Here is a 21,455-nt window from a genome sequence, read left to right as displayed (position 1 = left end):
GGAGTTGGGAGAATGACAGGTAAATTAATTTTGGCGAATGGCGAAGCATTTAACGGAAACTGGCACGGCACACCAGCCTCGGTGCAAGGCGAAGTCGTTTTTTTCACCGGCATGACCGGCTATGAGGAAGTCATCACCGATCCTTCTTATAAAGGACAAGTCATCGTTTTTTCTTATCCATTGATCGGCCAGTACGGCATCGAATCGCTTTATGCACAATCCGAGAAAATCCAAGTAAACGGCATCATCGTTGCTGAACTGTACGACGGGCCGCTGCCGAAACGGGCAAGTTCTTTAGCGCACTTCGCCGAATCGCAAGGTGTGCCGGTCCTCAGCGGTATCGATACGCGCTCAGTTATCCAAACCGTACGGGAAACCGGAACGATGCCCGCACAGCTGCTCCATAAGGAAATGCCTGAACAGCCGTGGCAATTGCTGACGGCCGACTTTTTCCCAGCCGGTGAAAATATGGATATAAAGCAGGTCGGTGAAGGCCATTTGCATATCGGCTTAGTCGACTTCCATTATAAAGCTTCCATTTTAAAAGAATTGCTTGCCCTTGGTTGCACGGTCAGCATACTTCCTTACAACGCACCTGCCGAGCTTCCCGAGTCTCTCGGCGTCGACGGACTGCTGTTCTCGAACGGCCCAGGAGATCCACAAGCATTGACAAGCCGCCTGCCAGTCTACCGCGCTTGGGCGGAACGCTACCCGTCGTTCGGTATTTGCCTCGGTCATCAAGTGCTCGCTGCCGCATTCGGTGCGAATACCACCAAGCTTGCTTACGGCCACCGAGGTGCCAATCATCCGGTCAAAAATAAAAAGACGGGACGTGTCAGCATGAGCTCCCAAAATCATAGCTATGTTGTCGAAGCGGACAGCTTAAAAGAAACACCGTTCGACGTGCTGTATGAAAACGTCAATGACGGGAGCATCGAAGGCTTGATCCATCCGCACTTGCCGATCACGACTGTGCAATTCCATCCGGAAGCAGCCCCAGGACCCGCGGACCATCTCGCGTTGTTCCACCAGTTCTTAGAGACCGCCAATGATATGAAGAAGGTGAAAATGCATGCCTAAATTAGACTCTATTGAAAAAGTACTCGTTATCGGCTCCGGCGCCATCGTCATCGGGCAGGCAGCCGAGTTCGATTATTCCGGCACACAAGCGTGCCTGGCACTGAAAGAAGAAGGCATCGAAGTGGTGCTCATTAATAACAACCCAGCGACGATCATGACCGATGAAAGCGTCTCAGAAAAAGTGTATTTCGAACCGATGACGCTCGAGTCCGCTACTAAAATCATCCAGAAAGAGCGCCCAGACGGCCTGCTTGCGACCGTCGGCGGCCAGACCGGCTTGAACTTGGCGATGGCACTCGCGGACGCCGGCATTCTGGACCAATACGGCGTCCAGCTGCTCGGCACTGATATGACGGCAATCAAAAAAGCCGAAGACCGCGACCAGTTCCGCTCGCTCATGAACAAGCTCGGCGAACCGGTGCCGGACAGTGACATCGTCTATTCGATCGACGGGGCGCTGGCTTTTGCACAGCGGATCGGCTACCCGGCCATCGTCCGCCCCGCGTATACGCTCGGAGGTTTCGGCGGCGGCATCGCAGCAGATGAAGCGACTTATACAAAACTGGTCACACAAGGTTTATCTGCTAGCCCGATTTCGCAATGCCTCGTCGAGACGAGCATAGCAGGATACAAGGAAATCGAATACGAAGTGATGCGCGACGCAAACGGCACGTGCATCACCATCTGCAATATGGAGAACTTGGATCCAGTCGGCGTCCATACCGGCGATTCCATCGTCGTCGCTCCGAGCCAAACTTTGAATGATCCGGATTTCCACATGCTGCGCTCCTCTTGCATCAACATCATCGAAGCGCTCGGCATCATCGGCGCCTGCAACGTGCAGTTCGCTCTCCATCCGGAAACCTCCGACTATTTTCTGATTGAAGTCAATCCTCGTGTCAGCCGTTCATCAGCGCTCGCCTCGAAAGCGACCGGCTACCCGATCGCGAAAATCGCGGCCAAGCTTGCCATCGGCTATATGCTCGATGAATTGAAGAACCCGGTAACCGGCACAACTTATGCCAGCTTTGAACCGGCACTCGATTATGTCGCTTTGAAAATTCCGCGTTGGCCGTTCGATCAATTCCAAGGGGCGAACCGCTCACTCGGCACGCAAATGAAAGCGACCGGCGAAGTAATGGCGATCGAGCGGCGCATGGAAGCCGCGATGCAAAAAGCGATCCGCTCACTCGAACTGCCGACGAACGGCTTCCGCCTTCCAAGTGTCGCCGCCCTGTCGACAAGCGATTTGCAGGAACTGGCGATGAACCCGGACGACCGCCGTTTGTTCGTGTTGTTCGAGTTGCTTATCCGTGGGAAAACCATCGATGAACTGCATGCCATCACCGGCATCACACCTTATTTCTTATATGCTTTATCAAATATCGTGACCGAATGGCAAGACCTGGGCAAAATGAGCTGGAACGATATCACTCCGGATCGCTTGCTGCAGGCAAAAAAACTCGGCTTCAGCGATCAGCAATTGGCCGATATTTGGAATGTGCCATGCGCCGAAATTTGGGGACAGCGCAGAAGTTACAACATCACCCCTTCTTATCGGATGATTGATACATGTGCTGCAGAGTTCCGTTCACACACAAATTATTTCTATTCGACATGGGGCACAGCACCAGACGTCGATCGCACAACAGGCTCGAAAAAAGTGGCGGTCGTCGGATCCGGCCCGATCCGCATCGGACAAGGCATCGAATTTGATTATTGCTGCGTGCATAGCGTCATGGCTGCCCAAAAGCTCGGCTATGAAGCCGTCATGATCAACAACAACCCCGAAACCGTCAGCACTGATTACGAAGTGGCCGATGCGCTTTATTTCGAGCCCATCACAGCAGAAGACGTGCTGAACGTATTGGAATTTGAAGGCATCAACCAAGTCATTTTGCAGTTCGGCGGCCAGACTTCACTCAATATGGCGAAAGCATTGGAAGAAGCCGGCATCACGGTGCTCGGTTCATCGGTCGATTTACTCGATCAAATGGAAGACCGCGACCGCTTTTATGCGTTTCTCGAATCGATCGGCTTGCCCACCATCCCTGGAACTTCTGCCCACAAGCCGGAAGACGTGCTGCCAGCAGCCGAGGCGCTCGGATTCCCGGTGTTATTGCGCCCATCTTATGTCATCGGCGGACGCGGCATGATTGTGCTCCATGACGAAGCCGAACTAACCGCTTGGCTTGGCAGCGCTGAACAAGCGTTCCCCGTCCTGGTCGACCATTTCGTTACCGGCAAAGAAGCAGAAGCCGATATTTTAACCGATGGCGAAAATGTGTGGGTATCAGCGATTTTCGAGCATATCGAAGGCACCGGCGTCCATTCCGGAGACAGCATCGCGAGCACACCACCTGTGACGCTAACGGAAATGCAGCAGCAAAAACTGGTGGAAACTGCAAAACATATCGCGAGACAACTCGATTACACTGGCCTTTTCAATATCCAATTTGTTTATGAAGACGAGCAATTATACGTTATGGAAATCAACCCGCGCGCATCACGCACTGCGCCGATCAGCTCGAAAGTGACGAATGTCCCACTCGTTCAGCACGCCACCGCTTTATTGCTGGGTGTGCCGTATGCAGAACTCGGCATTGAAGACATGTATAATGGACAGCCCGACTTCACGGTTAAAGCACCGGTATTCTCCCATATCAAACTGCCGGGATTGTCTCCAATCCTGTCGCCGGAAATGATGTCGACAGGCGAAGTCATCGGCACGTCACCGCTGTTTGAAGAAGCGCTCGAAAAAGCATTGATCGGTTCTTCTGTCCAACTGGCCCAGTTTAAAAAAGGCGCAACGCTTTTCGCCGCCACAGAAAGTGCCGGTTCCAGCGAACTCGCTGCTTGGCAGGCACTTGGGTTCACCGTTGTCACGGAAGACCAGGTTTCTTTTGACGATTGGCTGCTGTCGACAGCAGCCGTCGCCTACCTTGATTTTTCTGAAATACCCGACACCAAACGTATGGCGCAAGCGGCGATTCACCGTCTCCACGCTTGGTCGCGCCCTGAGACTGCCGCTGCTTTTGCCATAAGCCTAAAAATACAATCTGAACGCTTGAAAGGAGTGCTTGCCCAATGACCATGATAATGCCACTTGCCCCGACCGTTGCCCAGGAGGATTTTCTATCTTTGAAAGACTATAGCACTGAGGAGATTCTTGACCTGCTCGATTTGGCGATTGAACTGAAAAAACCTGAAAACAAATACTTGCCGCTCCTAAAAGGAAAAGTACTCGGCATGATTTTCGAGAAATCCTCGACCCGTACACGCGTGTCGTTCGAAGCGGGCATGCTGCAGCTCGGCGGAAACGCCATGTTCTTAAGTTCGCAAGATACCCAACTCGGCCGCGGTGAATCGATCGCAGATACCGCCCGTGTGTTGTCCGGCTACCTGGACGGACTGATGATCCGCACTTTCCACCAATCCGCTGTCGAAGAACTGGCACAATTCAGCTCGATCCCAGTGATCAATGGCTTAACCGACGATTATCACCCGTGCCAAGTGCTCGCTGATCTCATGACGCTCATCGAACATTTCGGGGAATTGAAAGGCCGCAAACTGGCGTATATCGGCGACGGCAACAATATGGCCAATTCCTTGATGATCGGCGCCGCGAAAGTCGGCCTCGACATCACTATCGCCGCGCCAAAAGGCTATGAACCGAACGCGGAAATGGTCGAGCTCGCGCAAGCCATCGCGAAAGAGACCGGCGCGCTCGTTACGGTTACCGATGACCCGAAAGCTGCAGTCAAAGGCAGCGATGCAATCTACACAGACGTCTGGGCGAGCATGGGCCAAGAAGCGGAAACTGTCCAGCGCCTCAACGATTTCGCTGGCTTTCAGGTGAATGCGGAACTCGTCAAGCATGCCAAAGCCGATTACATCTTTATGCACTGCTTGCCGGCCCATCGCGAAGAAGAAGTGACGACCGACATTTTGGAAGGGCCCCATTCGGTCATTTTCCAAGAAGCGGAAAACCGCCTGCACGCCCAAAAAGCGGTGCTCGTCACTTTGATGGGAGATTGAACTTATCGATACAGATACTGAAAAAAGAGCCTGACCACTTGCCGGTCAGGCTCTTTTAGATGCTGGAAAGTGTAGATAATAGTTGGAGTTCTAGTGTAACACGGTGGCAATCTTTGTTTTTTTCATCACTTTCGTACTCGCCGCCCCGCTTTGGGTTGTCCTCCCGCAATGAGCCAAGAAAAACACTTGTCTCATTGTATCGGCTCACCCGTATGCGCATGGCCGCTTTTACATTTCGTTGATGCGAGTAAGTGAGATGGTTCCGGTTCTGTATGGTTCGTCCGCTTTTGGGTATGATGCTTAATTGGTATTGCGAGTGCTGAACAAATTTAGCGAACTGATCGTTTCAAATAACTGTGTACTTTATTTTCTCACTTGCTGATTTAAGAAGATGACGCAATTAATTACCCCTCTAAACCTAGAGATGGAGCGGAAGGGGCCGGCGCCTAGGGGATCGCGCGGGACTGGCGAAACCTTTGCGGCTCGCCGCAAAGGTTCGACGCCCGCCCCGTGCCCCTGCAGCGCAATCCCCACTTATCACTATTCCACACCAAATGTTCAATGAGCAGCCCAATAAAATGTAAAATCCCCATACTTCTCTACAACACAAAAAGAGCCTAGCCGTTAACCGGCTAGGCTCTTTTTCACTCTTCATGCATCGTCATCGATAAACGTCGGGTCCACTTTTTCAAGCTTTTCTTCGTTCAAGATCGTGTACATTTCCGCTGTCTGCTCTTTACGGACAACTTCCCGCAATTGATCGATGCGGGCGGTGACCACTTTCTGTCCAAAGCGGATCTGCAGTTCATCGCCTTCTTTGACGACGGTGCTGGCTTTCGCTTTATTGCCATTGATCAGGATGCGGCCTTGGTCGGCTACTTGTTTCGCCAAGGTGCGGCGCTTGATCAAGCGTGATACTTTCAGGAATTTATCGAGTCTCATGGTCTTCGTCCTCTCCGTGTCCAGTCTTTGCTTCGTTCCAGAAGCTATCGAGCTGGTCTAATGTGTAATCAGAAAACGAGCGGCCGCCTTCTTTGGCGCGCTGTTCGACGTGAGCAAAGCGCGTGCGGAATTTGCGGTTCGCCTGGACCATCGCCTGCTCAGGCGACAAGCCGTAAAAGCGCGCGATGTTGACGAGCGTGAACAGCAGGTCGCCGAATTCGTCGAGCTGCTGGTCTTTGGAACCTTTCGCCACTTCAATCCGGAACTCCTGCAATTCCTCTTCGAACTTCGCCCATGCGCCTTCTGCATCTTTCCATGTGAAGCCGACTTTCGCTGCTTTCTTCTGGTAATTATACGAAGTCAACAGCGATGAGCTGCTGCGGTCTTGGCTATCGAGCAGTGATGCGCCCGCCGGTTTTTCCTGCTGCTTAATCTCCTGCCAATTGTTGACGACTTCATCAGCAGATGACACGTCCAAGTCGCCGAACACATGCGGGTGGCGGCGGATCATTTTATCGCTGATTGCCTGCAAAATATCTTCGAGCTGGAAATAACCGCTGTCCTGCCCGATTTGTGCGTGCAGAAATACTTGCAATAACACATCCCCGAGTTCTTCTGCTATCGCCTCGTCGTCCTCTTCCTCGATCGCCTGCAAAAGTTCATGCGCTTCTTCAAGCAAATACGGGCGCAGCGATTCGTGCGTCTGCTCCCGGTCCCACGGACAGCCTTCCGGACTGCGCAATTTCGCAATGATTTCGCGGAAAGTCTGCCATTCTTTCAGGCGCTGTGTTTGCTCAGTGGAAGGCGGTACATAAACGGTGGTCAAATTATCGATTTCCGCTGAGCGGTCGAGTTCGTGAAGCGGCACGGTGCGCAGACGTTCCGAAGAAGATCCTGCGGCCGTAACGATCGTCACCAGGTAATCGTCCGGGTATTTCTCCATTAACGACAGCTTCACTTCCGATGCGCTGAATTGATCGTATACTTGCGCAATCAGGAGGTGTTCGGTCATATTCAAGCGGTCGCTGTCGATACCCATGCCGTCGACGAGCTGGAATCCTTCGATTGGATCGATGCGCAAGGCACCGAATATCGCATCAAGAAAACTTTGTCCGCCGGATACCGATAGTTCACAGCGGCCTTGTTTTTCAGCATCGATCAAAAACTGCACCGTTTGCTCCGCGACGAGCGGATGGCCCGGAACCGCGTAATAAATCGGCCCGTTCTCGGCGTGTGCGATGAGCGTTTCGGCAATTTCCTTATAAACAGGCGCAAAGTCATCATGCTTTTCGTAAATAGCGTCAAAGCTCTCGTAACGTAAACCTTCTGTCTCGAGCTCTTCAACGACAGGATGATCAGCCGTTCGGAGATAAAGCGGATCCGCTCCTTTTAACGTACGGTAAACGCCCAGCGGCAATTGCAGAAGGTCCCCAGCTCCAAGGCCAAGTATATGAATAGTATGCATCGTCTAGCTCCTTTTCTTTCGTAAATTGATTGCAATTTGCATAGCAGCAAGGCGCCGGCCGAACGGTATGATATACCATTCTTTTTCGGTAATGAGCCGTGATTTCGCAGCGGCCAGCAAAAAGACAGACCCGCCAAGCGGTACGGCCGTCAAAGTGACGAACACAGCGACAAGCCTGTCAGGCCAGCCTGAAACCAGCGGCACGATGAACGCTTCAAAGCCGAGCACCGCGATGCTCATCGCGCCTATAGCAACGGTGAGCCAGCCGTAAAAACGGAGAGGCGCAAAGCGCAACGGCCAAACTTTTTTGAAATACCAAATGAGTGCTATCGCAATAAACGCTAAGCCCATATTGCCAGCAAGCGCCGCTCCGGTGATGCCGTAAGTTGGCACAAGCAGTAAATTACCGACCAGCTTGAGCATCAGTCCAAGAACTAACAGCAGCGCCGGCACACGGACCTTGCCGTACCCATAGAGAATAGCCGTCAGCACCAAAACGAGCGACATCGAGACAATTTGCCAGTTAAAAATGATGAGTGCGAACGAGCCGTCCCGTGTTTTAAACAACGCTTCATTCACATACGGCATAACCAATGTCAAACCCGCTGCTGCGGCGACAGCAAACAATAAAGAGACGCGGAACGCAAGACTCGCATAAAGCTCCGGAGGGCGCCCTGCTTTTTGCCGATTCGTGCGTGCAATGAGTGGCACGAGCGACAGCGTCAAGGAAGTCGCCAGCAAAATGCCGAACTGCACGAGCGGCTGCGCACGGTCATAGACCCCTTTTTGAACCATCGCCTGCATATCGCCGAGTTGTTCTGCAAGCAGACGGTACACCGTAAATGAGTCGACCAGTTGAAACAGCACTAACAGAAGCGAGCTCATACTGATGCCGAGACTTGTCACGAGAAGTTTTCTCGCCGTTCCTTTGAGTGTTGTGCCTGCCGCAAGTGGACCTTGTTTTTTATACGAGCGGATCAGCAAAATTACCGCCGCGAAAGCGCCAGCGCCCGCAGCGGCAATCGCCACTTGCCCGGCCGCATAAAGCGACAAGCCAGAGCTGACTGCCGCGTAGCTGCCGATCAGAATAACCGCGACACGCACCGCTTGTTCTGTGACTTGGGCGCTAGCGACCGGCGCCATTTTGCCGTCTGCCTGCAAACGCCCTTTCATAATGGCGAGCGGCGCCATGAAGACAACCGCAAACGCCCCTACCCGCAGCAAGCCCGAAAGTTCCGGGTCGCCCATCCTATCCGCAAAAAAGCCAGCGCCCGTATAAAGCGTTACAAAAGTCAGAACGGAAATGCCGGCTATGAGCCAGAACGCGGTGCGCAAAATTCCCGCATGCTCACGGTTCGGGTGTTCCGCTAACAGCTTAGAGACCGCAACGGCAAAACCGTAGGACGTCCAAATGCCGAAAATCGCTACAAACGGATACACTTGCTGGTAAATATAAAAACCTTCGTCGCCGACCAGGTTTTGAAACGGCACGCGGTAGACAGCACTCAGCAGCTTGACGAAAAAACCGGCCAGCGTCAGAAGTGCCGCTCCCTTGAGAAAGCTGGCCATCGAATGTTGCGTCGTCATTGGTTCTTCACGCCCGCCGTCACCCGACAGAGGCTTCTTCCCTAAGTGAGTTCGACAAAATTTCCATCATGCCTTCGAGCACATCGAACGGATGATGCTTGCCGGTCTTTTTGCCATCTACAGTCAAGATGAGCGCTTGGCCGGCCAGCGTGAAGCCGACAGCACGTCCGTACACGCCCGACGCCGCGACCACTTTGCCGCCGTCGATCGATTGCGTGCCCGCTTCACTCAGTTTGATGCTGACGAGTTGTCCTTGCTGCTTGATCGATTCGACGCCGGTTTCGCGCGCCCACACTTTCATCCGAGCGATGCGCAGCAGCTGCTCGGTTTCAATCGGCAAATCGCCGAAGCGGTCGATCAGTTCGTCCTGCAAATCGGCCATTTCTTCTACTGTCTCCATATTTTTGACGCGTTTGTACATTTGGATTTTCTGGTAGCCATCGCCAATATAGCTATCCGGAATATAAGCATCTTCTGTCAGCACGATCTCCACTTCCGGCACAACTTCTTTTTTCATGCCGGTGCGGCGCTCTTCAATCGCTTCTTCGAGCATTTGCGAATACAAATCAAAACCGACCGAATCGATAAATCCGTGTTGCTGGGAACCGAGCAGATTGCCTGCCCCGCGGATCGACAAATCGCGCATGGCGATTTTAAAGCCGGAGCCGAGTTCGGTGAATTCCTTGATTGCCATTAGGCGTTTTTCCGCTACATCGGTCAGCACTTTATCGCGCTGATACATGAAATACGCATACGCCACGCGGCTCGAACGCCCGACACGGCCGCGCAATTGATACAGTTGCGACAAGCCCATGCGGTCTGCATCGTAGACGATGAGCGTATTGACGTTCGGGATGTCGATACCGGTTTCGATGATCGTCGTCGTCACCAATACATCGTACTCGCCGTCGAGGAAACCGAGGATGATCGATTCGAGTTCGGTTTCCGACATTTGCCCGTGCGCATAGCCGACGCGCGCTTCTGGGACGAGCTGTTGGATTTCGTCCACTTTGCGGGTCATGTCGCTTACCCGATTGTATAAATAAAACACTTGGCCGCCGCGCGCCATTTCACGCTCAATCGCTTCGCGCACGAGCCCGCCGTTATGTTCCATGACGTAGCTCTGCACCGGGAAACGGTTGGCAGGTGGCGTTTCGATGACGGACAAATCGCGCACGCCGATCATCGACATATGCAAAGTCCGTGGAATCGGTGTTGCAGTAAGCGTCAACACATCGACCGTCGCTTTTAATTGCTTGATCTTTTCTTTATGGGTTACCCCGAAACGCTGTTCTTCATCGATGATCAACAAGCCGAGATCTTTATAGAGCACGTCTTTCGACAAGATGCGGTGCGTCCCGATGACGATATCGACCAAACCGTTTTTCAAGCCTTTGACGGTTTCAGCCTGCTGTTTTTTCGAACGGAAGCGGCTCATCAAGCCGACTTCGAGCGGATAATCTTTAAAGCGTTCGCTCATCGTCTCGAAATGCTGCTGGGCGAGAATCGTCGTCGGCACCAAAAATGCCACTTGCTTGCCGTCGAGCACCGCTTTGAATGCAGCGCGAATGGCGACTTCTGTTTTACCGTAGCCGACATCGCCGCAAATCAACCGGTCCATTGGGCGTTTGCGTTCCATGTCTTTTTTCACTTCACTGATCGAGCGCAGTTGATCGGGGGTTTCCTCATAAGGGAACTCCGCTTCGAACTGGCGCTGCATGTCCTGCTCTTCGCTGAACGCAAAGCCCTCGAGTGCTTCCCTCTCGGCATAAAGCTTGATCAAGTCATCGGCGATATCCTGTACTGCAGCCGATACTTTTGTATGGGTTTTCTTCCATTCCGCCCCGCCCATCTTGTGAAGCTTCGGCTCTTTCTCTTCAGAGGCGATGTATTTTTGGACGAGGTCGATTTTATCGACCGGCACGAATAACTTATCTTCGCCTTTATAGACGATATGCAGATAATCTTTATGGACACCGGCGTTCTCCAGCGTTTCGATGCCGACAAAACGCCCGATGCCATGGTGGATATGGACGATGTAATCACCCGGTTTGATTTCCGAATAGCTTTTGATGCGCTCAGCATTGGTTAGCTTTTGCGCACGGGTCTTTTTCTTCGGCTGCTTTTTGAACAGTTCCGCATCCGTGATGAGCGCCATGCGCTGCAGCGGCATTTCAAAGCCGCTCGACAATTCGCCGTCGACGAGATACACTTTGCCGTCTTGCAATTCGGTGTCCGTGGTAATGATTTCTGCATCCATCTCGTAATCTTCCAACACCGAACGGACTTTTTGCAAGCGCTCTTCGCCGCTTGCGACGATGAACACACGGAATTTGCCGAGCGTCCAGCGTTCCATTTCCGCTTGCAATAGATTCATCTGGCCATGGAACGATTGCATCGGTTTGCAGGAATAGGCAATCGACTTCTTGATATTGACAAGCGGAAATGTCCGCGTAAATAGCGACAGAAAATTGGCCGGCTGCTGGAGTTTCGCAAGCACGTCGCGGAACGGGTAAGCCAATGGTACGTCGTGAAGAAACTTGCCTTCTTCGAGCAGTGAGACGATCCAATCGCCTTCTTCGCGCTCCAATGTTTCGGTCATTTCCTGGATGCGGCCGAGCTCATCGAAAAACACCAGTCCGTCCCCTGGGAAATAATCACCGAGAAAGGCTGATTGCGAATCGGCGAGTGCCGCGTACTTGGCGAGCTGTTCCGGTTCATCGCCGCTCCGCAATGTATCGATGTCGTGTTGAATGTGCTGCAGCATCAACTCTTTTGTATCGTCATTCTTGAGTTTTTTCAAGCTGGCAGCAAGCCGGTCTTCTAAGCGGTCTGCGAGCAGCCGCTTTTGCCCGGGCGACAGCACAAGTTCCACGGCCGGCAAAATGCACAGCGAGTCGACCTTCTCGAGTGAGCGCTGGTCTTCTGCAGAAAACAAGCGGATTGAATCGACTTCCATATCGAATAATTCGATGCGTACTGGATGCTCAAAATGCAGTGGATAGACATCCAAAATTCCTCCGCGCAACGCAAATTCGCCTGGTGAGGTGACCATTGTCGTACGGGAATAGCCCATCGACACCAGCTTCAAAAGCCATTGTTCCGTGTCGATTTCATCGCCGCCCTCAACGCGTAATGTCGCACCGTCCCACTGGGCAGGAGATGGCAACAGTTTGCGCAAGCCGGAAACTGGCGTGACGTAAATCCCTTTCCCAGTCGATTTCATGTGATCGAGTGTATCAATACGGTGTGCGCGAAGTTCCGGTCCGGAAAATGCCACATCTGCTGCAATCGTCTCTTCTGCCGGATACAAATGCACGAGCGATTCTCCGAGCAGCCGCACTAGGTCGTCATAGACGCGCTGGGCATGCAGCAAGTTCGGCGTAACGACGAGCAGCGGCGGCTTGCCCAGCGCCTCAAATACCGTTTGGTAGAAAATCGGCCGTGCGCTGCCGGAAAGCCCTGAAATGAGCTGGTGGTCCTGGCCTTTCTCAAGGTCGGTGATAAATCGTTGTGTATGGGAATCCCCTAAAAATGTCTGTAAGATGTGCTTCATGAAGATTCCTCCTTCCTGTCCAAAATAAAACCGTTTGATGGCTACCTTACCCTTTTAAAAACGATAGGAAACGGAAAAAAGCCTTGGACGCCTTATGCGCCAAAGCGATTATGCCCCGTTATATTCATTCATGACTTCTACGAACGGCTTTGATAGCCAGTAATTGCACGCTTCCGCACTTTTTGCGACCGCATCTGCCATAAACGGCTTTTCCTCTTCCCCGAAGCCGGCAAGTACGTAATCCGGCACTTTCATGCCCGCCGACGGGCGGCTGATGCCGATGCGCATGCGGTTGAACTGCTGGGTGCCTAGATGCTGAATGAGCGATTTGATGCCGTTATGTCCTCCGGCACTGCCTTTTTGGCGCAAGCGCAGCTGTCCTGTCGGCAAATCCAGATCGTCATAGATAACGACGATGTTTTCGATGTCGACATTGTAGTAATCCATGAGCGGGCCGATACACTCACCGGACAAATTCATATACGTCAGCGGCTTGACGAGCATCACTTTACCTTCCGGCCTGTGGACGACCCCGTACATGCCTTTGAATTTGGACTGCGTCAAAGGTGCATTCCAGTCATTCGCCAATTGGTCGATCACTTGAAAGCCGATATTGTGGCGTGTTTTTTCATATGTTTTGCCCGGATTTCCCAGGCCGATGATCATTTTCATAGCAAACTCCTTTTTTCCGCTTTGCCTCTTCACTGCCAACTATTTTACCATAATATACGCCCGTACAAAAAACAGGGACTGCCATTGGACAGTCCCTGTTTTGGACAATGCATAACTTATTCTTTTGTTTCTGCGTCTTCTTCGCCGCCGATGACTTCAGGCTCTGCGCCTTCTTCAACCGTTTCAAGCTCTTCTAGCTCTTCTTCTGTACGTGGTGCTGTTACAGAGATTAGAAGGAAATCGTCGTCATTCAAGATTTCAAAGCTGAATTTATCACGGATGTCGCTGACTGACACAGAGTCGCCGATTTGCAACTCGCTGACATCGATGTCAACAGAATCCGGAATATCGCTCGGTTTGACGCGGATGTGCACTTCGCGGTTCGGCTGCGTTACGACGCCGCCTTCTTTTTCGCCTGGTGATTCGCCGATCAAGTGAACCGTAGCATCAACATCGATTTCTTCAGACATGTTGATCGCCAAGAAGTCAACGTGTTTGAAGCTGCCTTTTAAGGAATCCATTTGATAATCGCTCAATACGACGTTCGTGCTTTTGCCGCCGATTTCCAAGCTGATAACACCGTTGCGTCCTGATTCACGCAAAGTTTTGATCAAATCGATTTCCGCTACGGCAATCGGTGTTGTTTCTGTTTTATAGCCGTAAACGACACCTGGTACATGTCCTTTTCCGCGCAAGTCCGTCAATGCGGATTGTGCCTTACCTGTTTCTCTTTTCGTTGCTGTCATTTTGACCATATTATTTCAACCTCCAGTTATATTAATAAGCATAAACTATTATTACCCTGTTTACAACGTTCCGAAACCTAAAAGGCTGTAACGCCGGAAGTCAGGGTCAATCAAACAGTGTGCTGACGGATTTCTGTTCGTGAACGCGGATGATCGTTTCCGCAAGAAGCGGTGCGACAGTCAATTGCTTGATTTTGCCGATTTTCTTTTCTTCCGGAAGCGCAATCGAATTCGTGACGATCAATTCTTTGATGACGGAATCCTGGATGCGCTGGACAGCAGGACCGGACAATACCGGGTGCGTACAGCATGCGTATACTTCTTTTGCGCCGCTTTCGATCAACGCGCTTGCTGCGATGGAGATTGTTCCCGCTGTATCGATGATGTCGTCGATGATGATGGCCGTTTTGCCTTCGACGTTCCCGACAATGTTCATCACTTCCGCGACGTTCGGTCGCGGACGGCGTTTATCAATGATGGCGATCGGTGCTTTCAGGCGGTCTGCCATTTTGCGCGCACGCGTCACGCCGCCGTGGTCCGGCGACACGATAATGGCATTCTCAAGATCGATGTTCGATTCGTTCAGGAAGTAATCGGATAGGAGTGGGACAGCTACCAAATGGTCAATCAAAATATCAAAGAACCCTTGGATTTGCGGAGCATGAAGATCCAAAACTACCACACGCGTTGCGCCTGCTGTTTCGAGCAAGTTTGCGACGAGTTTCGCTGTGATTGGTTCGCGTGAGCGCGCTTTGCGGTCTTGGCGAGCGTAGCCGTAGTAAGGGATAACCACGTTCACAGTGCGCGCAGATGCACGTTTCACGGCATCGATCATGATCAACAGTTCCATCAAGTTCTCGTTGACTGGCTGTGAAGTCGATTGGACGATGAACACATCACAGCCGCGGATGCTTTCTTCGATATTGATCTGGATTTCGCCGTCGCTGAAATGCGTGACGGAACTTTTGCCAAGCGGCAAGCCGATTTGTTCTGCAATTTCCGCAGCTAGATCTTTATTCGAATTCAGCGAGAAGATTTTCAACTTCGTGTTAGTATTTTGAATGCCCATTGGGGGAAACCCTCCTATTATTTGCGGTTTAGTTTGCTTGCGTAGCCTTCTTTGTTTTCCTGGCGCGCTCTGGCAATCGCCAAGGCGTCACTTGGAACATCTTTCGAGATGGTCGATCCTGCCGCTACATAAGAACCTTTGCCGATGGTCACCGGTGCAATCAAGTTGGAATTGCAGCCGATGAATGAATCGTCTTCGATCGTCGTGAGATGCTTGTTTTTGCCATCATAGTTAACGGTAATCGTGCCGCAGCCAATGTTGACGCCGCTGCCGACCAACGCATCACCGATATAGCTCAAATGAGACACTTTGCTGCCCGTGCCAAGCAAAGATTTTTTCACTTCCACGAAATTGCCGATCTTCACTTTATCGCCAAGTGCCGATTGCGGGCGAATGTGTGCAAACGGGCCAACAGCTGTGTCGTCTCCGATCGTGCTGTCATATACTTCCGAACTGCGGATTTCTGTCCGTTCACCGATCGTACTGTTAACTATGCGCGTATTAGAAGTAATGACGCAATCTTCCCCGATCACTGTCGCGCCTTCGATCGTAACATTCGGCTGGATGACGGTATCCGCACCGATTTTAGCTTGGGCGCTAATATAAGCCGTTGAAGGGTCGATAATCGACACGCCTGCACGCATATGCTGTTCAGCGATGCGGCGGCGCAAGAAGGTCTCTGCCTGGCTGAGCGCTACACGGTCGTTCACGCCGAGCGTCTCTTCGAAACTATCGGTTGCGTATGCTGCGACTATCTGGCCTTGTTTTTGCAGAATTTCAATGACGTCCGGCAAATAATATTCGCCTTGGACATTATCGTTTGAAACTTTCTTCAATGCTTCAAACAGCGCTTCGTTATCAAAGCAATAGGTTCCCGTATTGATTTCTTTGACCTGCTGTTCTTCTTTCGACGCATCTTTTTGTTCGACGATTTTCTCAACACTTCCCGAAGCGGCGCGGATAATGCGGCCGTAACCTGTCGGGTCCCCTGCAATCGCTGTCAGAATCGTCGCTTTCGCTCCGGTTTCCTTGTGGTGGTCAATCAGCGCCTGCATCGTTTCCGCACGGATCAATGGCGTGTCCCCGCAAACGACCAATGTCGTTCCCAGTTTGCCTTCAATGAGCGGTGCTGCTTGCTGCACCGCATGGGCTGTGCCGAGCTGCTCTTCCTGCAGCGCATACTCGCTCATGTCCCCGAGCTGGTCTTTCACTTTTTCCGCTCCGTGGCCGACGATTGTCACGATTTTTTCAACGCCGAGGCGCTGGATATTTCCAGTAACATGCTCTACCATCGGCATGCCGCATACTGGATGAAGCACTTTATACAACTTCGATTTCATTCGTGTGCCTTGTCCGGCCGCCAGAATTACCGCATATGTATGGTCCATCGGTCGAATCCCTCCATTTCCTGTAATCAACTGCACTTTGATTAACTGAAAAACTAATTGTCTGGTAAAAGCGCCAGCCGTGCAAGACAAAAAAATGCCACTTTCACGTTTCCTTATTGACTATAGCTGAAAAACCCTTGATTTTCAAGGTTCCAAGGCATGACAATCCCATGACAAAGCCCGAAACGAGCGCAATTCACCGCTTTTTTTTACGCCTTGTGCCTTTCGCCCACCGAAAACCTGCAGCAAGCACTCCACTATTCGTCCATAAAAAAAGAACCTTCTCTAAAGTTGAAGGTTCTTCAGGGTAATCAGATGCCAGCATTTTCAAGAACGGCCTGCTCTTCACTTTGTCCGTATGCGAATAGTACCGCTTCCTGCAATTTATTGCGTGTACCGGAATTGATTGGATGTGCAATGTCACGGAACTCACCGTCTGGCGTCCGCTTGCTTGGCATTGCCACAAACAGCCCATCGTTGCCATCAATGACGCGGATGTCGTGAACAACAAATTCATTATCAAGTGTGATTGAGGCGATCGCCCGCATACGTCCATCGGTCTGGACCCGGCGCAACCTTACATCAGTTACTTCCATTCTCAAATCTCCCCTTCTCTTGCTGTAATTTTTTGGCGCTTTTGTTTGTATTCTGGGGGGGAGGACTAAATTCCTTCAAAAATTACAGAATTTATTAGAAAATTTACTTAATAAATGAAAAATAAACAAAAACCACCTAAAAAGGTGGTTTTACTGTGCAACTTTTGCAATGACTTCGATTTCCACTTTCACATCTTTTGGCAGGCGTGCCACTTCGACAGTCGAGCGCGCCGGTTTATGGTCTCCGAAATAAGAAGCATAGATGGAATTGAGTTCCGTAAAATCGTTCATGTCTTTAATGAACACGGTCGTCTTGATAACATGCGCCAGGGACGATCCCGCTTCTTCTAAGACAGCTTGCAGATTGGCGAACACTTGATGCGTTTGTTCGGTAATGCCGCCTTGTACGAGCTCTCCGTCCGCTTTCAGCGGAATCTGTCCGGAACTATAGAACATATCCCCTGCAATGACGCCTTGTGAGTACGGCCCGATTGCCGCTGCTGCTTTGTCTGTCGCTACGTATTTCATATTAGTTGCCTCCATGTTCAAAATAGTTTCCGGCCTTGAGTGCGATGGTCCGGTCCTTTTCACTGACTTCCGCCAATTTGACGAGCGATAAATATTTTTCGACGAGCCGCTCATCCTGATGCTCTGATTCAACAAGCACCGCTACACCGGCGAGCGTACAGTCGAATTCCTCGAGCAGATTTTTCATGCCGTTCATCGTGCCCCCGACTTTCATGAAGTCATCGGTGATGAGGACGCGCTGGCCGCTCTTCATGCTGCGTTTCGACAGCACCATCGTCTGGATGCGACGCGTGGAGCCGGACACATAATTGATGCTGACCGTGGAACCTTCCGTCACTTTGCTGTCGCGCCGGACGATGACGACCGGCACATTCAAATGCCGCGCAATCGCGTGGGCAATCGGAATGCCTTTTGTCGCCACCGTCATGATGGCGTCGATTTTTCCCCCCGCAAACGCACTAGCGAACACTTTGCCGACACGGTTCATCATTTGCGGATTGCCGAGCACATCGGTCATATACAAATAGCCCCCCGGCAACAGCCGGTCAGACTGGCTCAGCTCGGTGATCAATTCCTCCATGACTTGACGCACTTCTGCATCCCGCAATCTAGGCACGTATTTCACGCCGCCCGAAGCTCCAGGCACGGTCTTCAGCAGCCCGATACCTTTTTCTTCGAACGTTTCTTTAACAATCCCAAGATCTTCACTGATGGAAGACTTAGCCGATTGGTACAGATCTGAAAAATATGTCAGCGGAATCAATTGATGCGGATGCTCCAATAAATAATGCGTCATGTCGACCAAGCGTTCACTGCGCTTCCATTTCACTGCTACCCTCTCCTAAACACGAATATTATAATGAAAACTTACCATAAATATACGTCTTTAAGCAAGAGGCTCACGGTCGCCGAGCAAGCGTACGGCGTAAACTTCCGAACAAAAACCGCGCAGGCCGTTGTAGATGCGCGGGATGCGCGCTTCTTGGTTGACCAAACCGAAGACAGTCGGCCCGCTTCCGCTCATGAGGACAGCGTCCGCGCCGAATTTGATCATTTGCTCTTTAATTTGACCAACCTCCGGATGCATATTCATCGTTACGCTCTCGAGCGCATTGCCGAGGTTTTGGCACATCGCATCGTAATCACCCGTCCGCAATGCCTCAATCATGGATTGCGTATTCGGATGATCCACTTTTTCCGGGTTGAACGCTCCGTAGACATCAGCGGTCGACACGCCAATGGACGGTTTCGCGAGAATGACCCAGCAATGCGGCGGGGCCGGCAATTCTTCGATGATCTCGCCGCGCCCTGTGGCAAGCGCCGTTCCGCCGTAAACGCAAAACGATACGTCAGAACCGATTTTTGCACCAAGCTCCGCCAGTTCATCGAGCGACAAATTCAATTGCCATAGCTGGTTCAGCCCTTTCAATGTCGCGGCAGCATCGCTGCTACCCCCGGCAAGTCCCGCAGCTACCGGAATTTGCTTGTCGAGCGAGATGATGACGCCGGTGTTGATGTTGAATGTATCTTTGATCAATTGTGCCGCCTGGTACGCCAAATTACGCGAGTCGTTCGGCACGAAACGGTCCGCCGACTGGATATGTATGCCTTTTGCTGTGCCTTGCAGGCCGATCCGGTCCGCCAAGTCGACGGTGGTCATAATCATTTCGATTTCATGGTAATTATCCGGACGCTTGTACAGCACATCAAGCGTCAAATTGATTTTGGCAGGTGCTTTTACATAGAGCATTCCACTGCCTCCTTTTCTGTTCTAATGAAAACTATTTTAACACAGTCGCAGCGCTTCGGAAGAACCGGAACGACAGAAAAAACCCGCTTGCGGCAGATTCACCGAAAGCGGGCTATGCAATAAGTATAAAATGAAGTTCAATTATTTAACGACTAATGCGTCTTCTGTTCCTTCATAGACAGTGATTTCCACTGCTTCAGTTAAGATGTCCGCGTAGCTATAAGAAACGCGTTCAAATGCATGTTCATCTTGATCTAATTCAATCACGAACACGGAGTGATAGGTTTCACGCAGAATCCCGGCACGTTCGACCGTCTTCTTGCGACCTCCGTTTGCTTTTAACAGCAACCTTTTACCTAAATGCAGGTCTAATGACTTTTTAATCTCCGCCAAAGTTTTGGGCATTTTGTCTACACCTCACTATAGTCTAAAGTCTATCATAAAATGCCTTTGGAGTCAATCAAATTTTAAATTTTAACAGCGCGCTACAGGAATTGCAACAGTTTTTTATCCGAAATATTCTACTTCCGAATCAAACTGTGCCGAAACTGTTACAGTTTCAACATTCAATTGAAATGAGGATATAATTTATCGGCAAGCAATCCGAATTCCTTGATGCTAAGCGTTTCACCGCGCCGCGTCGGGTCGATGGTAGCTTCTTCTAACGCTTGGAGAATCTGCTCTTTTTTGGCTTTTCCATCCGGCAACGCGCTTTGCAGATTGTTAAGGATGGTTTTGCGCCGCTGCACGAATGAACCGCGTGTCACGGTAAAGAAAAAGTCTTCATCAATGACTGTCACTTCCGGTTCCGTCCGCTTGATCATACGGATGACCGCAGAGTCGACGTTCGGCTGCGGCATGAACACCGATTTCGGTACCGTCATTGCGAATTCAGCTTGCGTGTAATACTGGATGGCGATCGACAAAGAACCGTATGCTTTCGTTCCGGGCTTCGCCGTGATGCGCTCTGCCACTTCTTTTTGCAGCATGACGACCAGTCCGCGGATCGGCAGCTTTTCGAGTAATAATTTAAGAATGATCGGCGTCGTTACATAATACGGCAAATTGGCGACGACCATGATATCGTCGAAACCGGCAAGTTCTTCCCGGATTGCTTGTTCGACGTCTGCTTTTAAAATATCGGAGTGGATCACTTTGACATTGTCGTAAGGGGACAATGTATCAGCTAGCACCGGCAGCAGCCGCTGGTCGATTTCAAACGCCAGCACTTTCCCTGCGTCACGCGCCAAATGTTCGGTCAACGCACCGATGCCGGGGCCGATTTCAATGGCTGCCGATTGTTTCGTCAGGCCAGCCTGGGCGACGATTTTGCGTAAAATATTCGGGTCGATCAAAAAATTCTGGCCGAGGCTTTTCTTGAACGTCAAGCCGTGTTTAGCCATGATTTCCTGTGTGCGGATCGGTGTTGCTATATCTTTGGTCATATTCTTCTGTCCTCCTGGGTTAACGCTTGCACCGCTTCGATAAACTGCTGCTTCGTGATGCCGAACACATGCAAACGCTTCTGCAGCTGTTTGCCGTTCGTATAGCCGATATTGAGCGTTTCGCCGAGCACTGTCCTGCGGGCTTTCGCCGACGGATGGGCAATCAGCTTGGCATCGATCAAGTCCTCTAAAGTGATCTCCACCGGCCGCGCTTCGGTTAGCGGCGTATAAACTGCGGATAGCGCGGTGCGTATGTCTTCATCGCAGGCATGCTCAATACCGACCCCTTTGCCGTTTTTGGCGATCGTTTTTTCTTTCGGCAAAAAGGCGTGCTTGGCATGCGGCACATGCTCTTCAATAATAGCACGAATCCGCCGGCCCGGATAATCGGGATCGGTGAAGACGATGACGCCCCTCTTTTCCTGGGCATGAAGGATGCGGCGCAGCGTATCTTTCGAAATGGCCGAACCATTCGTCTCGATCGTGTCCGCTCCAACTGCCCGCTTGATGGCGACGGTGTCGTCTTTTCCTTCGACGACGATCACTTCTTTTATGTTCATGTTCATCGCTAGTTCCCTCGTTTCTGCAAGTAC

The 21,455-nt window shown here is 51.3% G+C and carries 18 protein-coding genes; 3 read left to right on the top strand and 15 right to left on the bottom strand.

Annotated features, from left to right (window positions below):
* Window positions 1-12 precede the first annotated feature (12 nt).
* From J7E21_RS13870 to argF, 3 genes are read left to right on the top strand one after another with little or no spacing between them, the layout of a single operon-like run.
* Complete coding sequence (locus tag J7E21_RS13870) at window positions 13-1,080, top strand: carbamoyl phosphate synthase small subunit (protein WP_215108771.1); 1,068 nt, start codon at window positions 13-15, stop codon at window positions 1,078-1,080.
* Window positions 1,073-4,171, top strand: a complete 3,099-nt coding sequence (locus J7E21_RS13865; RefSeq protein WP_215108769.1) for a carbamoyl-phosphate synthase (glutamine-hydrolyzing) large subunit — start codon at window positions 1,073-1,075, stop codon at window positions 4,169-4,171. Before J7E21_RS13870 ends, J7E21_RS13865 begins: the two co-directional genes overlap by 8 nt.
* Window positions 4,168-5,118 (top strand): ornithine carbamoyltransferase, encoded by a 951-nt coding sequence (gene argF, locus J7E21_RS13860; RefSeq protein ID WP_215108767.1) that lies wholly within the window; start codon window positions 4,168-4,170, stop codon window positions 5,116-5,118. The genes J7E21_RS13865 and argF overlap by 4 nt, the downstream gene beginning before the upstream one ends.
* A gap of 651 nt (window positions 5,119-5,769) precedes the next feature.
* Here argF and J7E21_RS13855 read toward each other — a convergent pair.
* The 15 genes from J7E21_RS13855 to rnmV all read right to left on the bottom strand — a co-directional run bounded on the left by J7E21_RS13855 (window position 5,770) and on the right by rnmV (window position 21,422).
* Window positions 5,770-6,060: an RNA-binding S4 domain-containing protein gene (locus J7E21_RS13855; RefSeq protein WP_215108765.1), complete on the bottom strand. Its 291-nt coding sequence runs from the start codon at window positions 6,058-6,060 to the stop codon at window positions 5,770-5,772.
* Window positions 6,047-7,525, bottom strand: coding sequence for a bifunctional methyltransferase/pyrophosphohydrolase YabN (gene yabN / locus J7E21_RS13850; RefSeq protein ID WP_215108763.1), 1,479 nt, complete (start codon window positions 7,523-7,525; stop codon window positions 6,047-6,049). The genes J7E21_RS13855 and yabN overlap by 14 nt, the downstream gene beginning before the upstream one ends.
* Before the next feature lie 3 nt (window positions 7,526-7,528).
* Window positions 7,529-9,112 (bottom strand): putative polysaccharide biosynthesis protein, encoded by a 1,584-nt coding sequence (locus J7E21_RS13845; protein WP_215108761.1) that lies wholly within the window; start codon window positions 9,110-9,112, stop codon window positions 7,529-7,531.
* Between the two features lie 19 nt (window positions 9,113-9,131).
* Window positions 9,132-12,668 (bottom strand): transcription-repair coupling factor, encoded by a 3,537-nt coding sequence (gene mfd / locus J7E21_RS13840; protein WP_215108759.1) that lies wholly within the window; start codon window positions 12,666-12,668, stop codon window positions 9,132-9,134.
* 108 nt (window positions 12,669-12,776) lie between these two features.
* Window positions 12,777-13,340 (bottom strand): aminoacyl-tRNA hydrolase, encoded by a 564-nt coding sequence (gene pth / locus J7E21_RS13835; RefSeq protein ID WP_215108757.1) that lies wholly within the window; start codon window positions 13,338-13,340, stop codon window positions 12,777-12,779.
* Window positions 13,341-13,456: 116 nt separating this feature from the next.
* On the bottom strand, window positions 13,457-14,095 hold the full coding sequence (locus tag J7E21_RS13830; RefSeq protein ID WP_215108755.1) for a 50S ribosomal protein L25/general stress protein Ctc: 639 nt from the start codon (window positions 14,093-14,095) through the stop codon (window positions 13,457-13,459).
* A gap of 97 nt (window positions 14,096-14,192) precedes the next feature.
* The gene (locus tag J7E21_RS13825; protein ID WP_215108753.1) at window positions 14,193-15,155 is read right to left on the bottom strand and encodes a ribose-phosphate diphosphokinase; all 963 of its coding nucleotides are present in this window, start codon (window positions 15,153-15,155) and stop codon (window positions 14,193-14,195) included.
* A 17-nt stretch (window positions 15,156-15,172) separates the two neighbouring features.
* Window positions 15,173-16,543 (bottom strand): bifunctional UDP-N-acetylglucosamine diphosphorylase/glucosamine-1-phosphate N-acetyltransferase GlmU, encoded by a 1,371-nt coding sequence (gene glmU, locus J7E21_RS13820; protein WP_215108751.1) that lies wholly within the window; start codon window positions 16,541-16,543, stop codon window positions 15,173-15,175.
* Window positions 16,544-16,854: 311 nt separating this feature from the next.
* On the bottom strand, window positions 16,855-17,139 hold the full coding sequence (gene spoVG, locus J7E21_RS13815) for a septation regulator SpoVG (RefSeq protein WP_215108749.1): 285 nt from the start codon (window positions 17,137-17,139) through the stop codon (window positions 16,855-16,857).
* A 150-nt stretch (window positions 17,140-17,289) separates the two neighbouring features.
* Window positions 17,290-17,667 (bottom strand): RidA family protein, encoded by a 378-nt coding sequence (locus tag J7E21_RS13810; RefSeq protein ID WP_215108740.1) that lies wholly within the window; start codon window positions 17,665-17,667, stop codon window positions 17,290-17,292.
* Window position 17,668: 1 nt separating this feature from the next.
* Entirely contained in the window at window positions 17,669-18,496 is an 828-nt protein-coding gene (purR, locus tag J7E21_RS13805; RefSeq protein WP_215108738.1) for a pur operon repressor, read from the bottom strand.
* Between the two features lie 57 nt (window positions 18,497-18,553).
* Window positions 18,554-19,417 carry a 4-(cytidine 5'-diphospho)-2-C-methyl-D-erythritol kinase gene (gene ispE / locus J7E21_RS13800; RefSeq protein WP_215108736.1) on the bottom strand — a complete coding sequence of 288 codons (864 nt, stop codon included), beginning with the start codon at window positions 19,415-19,417 and terminating at the stop codon, window positions 18,554-18,556.
* 141 nt (window positions 19,418-19,558) lie between these two features.
* Window positions 19,559-19,822, bottom strand: a complete 264-nt coding sequence (veg, locus tag J7E21_RS13795; protein ID WP_215108734.1) for a biofilm formation stimulator Veg — start codon at window positions 19,820-19,822, stop codon at window positions 19,559-19,561.
* Window positions 19,823-19,983: 161 nt separating this feature from the next.
* Window positions 19,984-20,862, bottom strand: a complete 879-nt coding sequence (gene rsmA / locus J7E21_RS13790) for a 16S rRNA (adenine(1518)-N(6)/adenine(1519)-N(6))-dimethyltransferase RsmA (protein WP_215108733.1) — start codon at window positions 20,860-20,862, stop codon at window positions 19,984-19,986.
* A complete protein-coding gene (rnmV, locus tag J7E21_RS13785) occupies window positions 20,859-21,422 on the bottom strand; it encodes a ribonuclease M5 (protein ID WP_215108808.1) in 564 nt (187 codons plus the stop codon). Before rnmV ends, rsmA begins: the two co-directional genes overlap by 4 nt.
* Window positions 21,423-21,455: the final 33 nt, after the last annotated feature.

Source organism: Planococcus sp. ISL-109 (genome assembly GCF_018613655.1).
Lineage (GTDB): Bacteria > Bacillota > Bacilli > Bacillales_A > Planococcaceae > Planococcus.
This window is presented reverse-complemented; position numbering and strand designations above follow the sequence as displayed.

What these genes read in the sequence shown, in the direction of transcription:
- J7E21_RS13870 (WP_215108771.1), top strand. Translation starts at nt 13, where the DNA reads ATGACAGGTAAATTAATTTTGGCGAATGGCGAAGCATTTAACGGAAAC.
- J7E21_RS13865 (WP_215108769.1), top strand. Translation starts at nt 1,073, where the DNA reads ATGCCTAAATTAGACTCTATTGAAAAAGTACTCGTTATCGGCTCCGGC.
- argF (WP_215108767.1), top strand. Translation starts at nt 4,168, where the DNA reads ATGACCATGATAATGCCACTTGCCCCGACCGTTGCCCAGGAGGATTTT.
- J7E21_RS13855 (WP_215108765.1), bottom strand. Translation starts at nt 6,060, where the DNA reads ATGAGACTCGATAAATTCCTGAAAGTATCACGCTTGATCAAGCGCCGC.
- yabN (WP_215108763.1), bottom strand. Translation starts at nt 7,525, where the DNA reads ATGCATACTATTCATATACTTGGCCTTGGAGCTGGGGACCTTCTGCAA.
- J7E21_RS13845 (WP_215108761.1), bottom strand. Translation starts at nt 9,112, where the DNA reads ATGACGACGCAACATTCGATGGCCAGCTTTCTCAAGGGAGCGGCACTT.
- mfd (WP_215108759.1), bottom strand. Translation starts at nt 12,668, where the DNA reads ATGAAGCACATCTTACAGACATTTTTAGGGGATTCCCATACACAACGA.
- pth (WP_215108757.1), bottom strand. Translation starts at nt 13,340, where the DNA reads ATGAAAATGATCATCGGCCTGGGAAATCCGGGCAAAACATATGAAAAA.
- J7E21_RS13830 (WP_215108755.1), bottom strand. Translation starts at nt 14,095, where the DNA reads ATGGTCAAAATGACAGCAACGAAAAGAGAAACAGGTAAGGCACAATCC.
- J7E21_RS13825 (WP_215108753.1), bottom strand. Translation starts at nt 15,155, where the DNA reads ATGGGCATTCAAAATACTAACACGAAGTTGAAAATCTTCTCGCTGAAT.
- glmU (WP_215108751.1), bottom strand. Translation starts at nt 16,543, where the DNA reads ATGGACCATACATATGCGGTAATTCTGGCGGCCGGACAAGGCACACGA.
- spoVG (WP_215108749.1), bottom strand. Translation starts at nt 17,139, where the DNA reads ATGGAAGTAACTGATGTAAGGTTGCGCCGGGTCCAGACCGATGGACGT.
- J7E21_RS13810 (WP_215108740.1), bottom strand. Translation starts at nt 17,667, where the DNA reads ATGAAATACGTAGCGACAGACAAAGCAGCAGCGGCAATCGGGCCGTAC.
- ispE (WP_215108736.1), bottom strand. Translation starts at nt 19,417, where the DNA reads ATGCTCTATGTAAAAGCACCTGCCAAAATCAATTTGACGCTTGATGTG.
- veg (WP_215108734.1), bottom strand. Translation starts at nt 19,822, where the DNA reads ATGCCCAAAACTTTGGCGGAGATTAAAAAGTCATTAGACCTGCATTTA.
- rsmA (WP_215108733.1), bottom strand. Translation starts at nt 20,862, where the DNA reads ATGACCAAAGATATAGCAACACCGATCCGCACACAGGAAATCATGGCT.
- rnmV (WP_215108808.1), bottom strand. Translation starts at nt 21,422, where the DNA reads ATGAACATAAAAGAAGTGATCGTCGTCGAAGGAAAAGACGACACCGTC.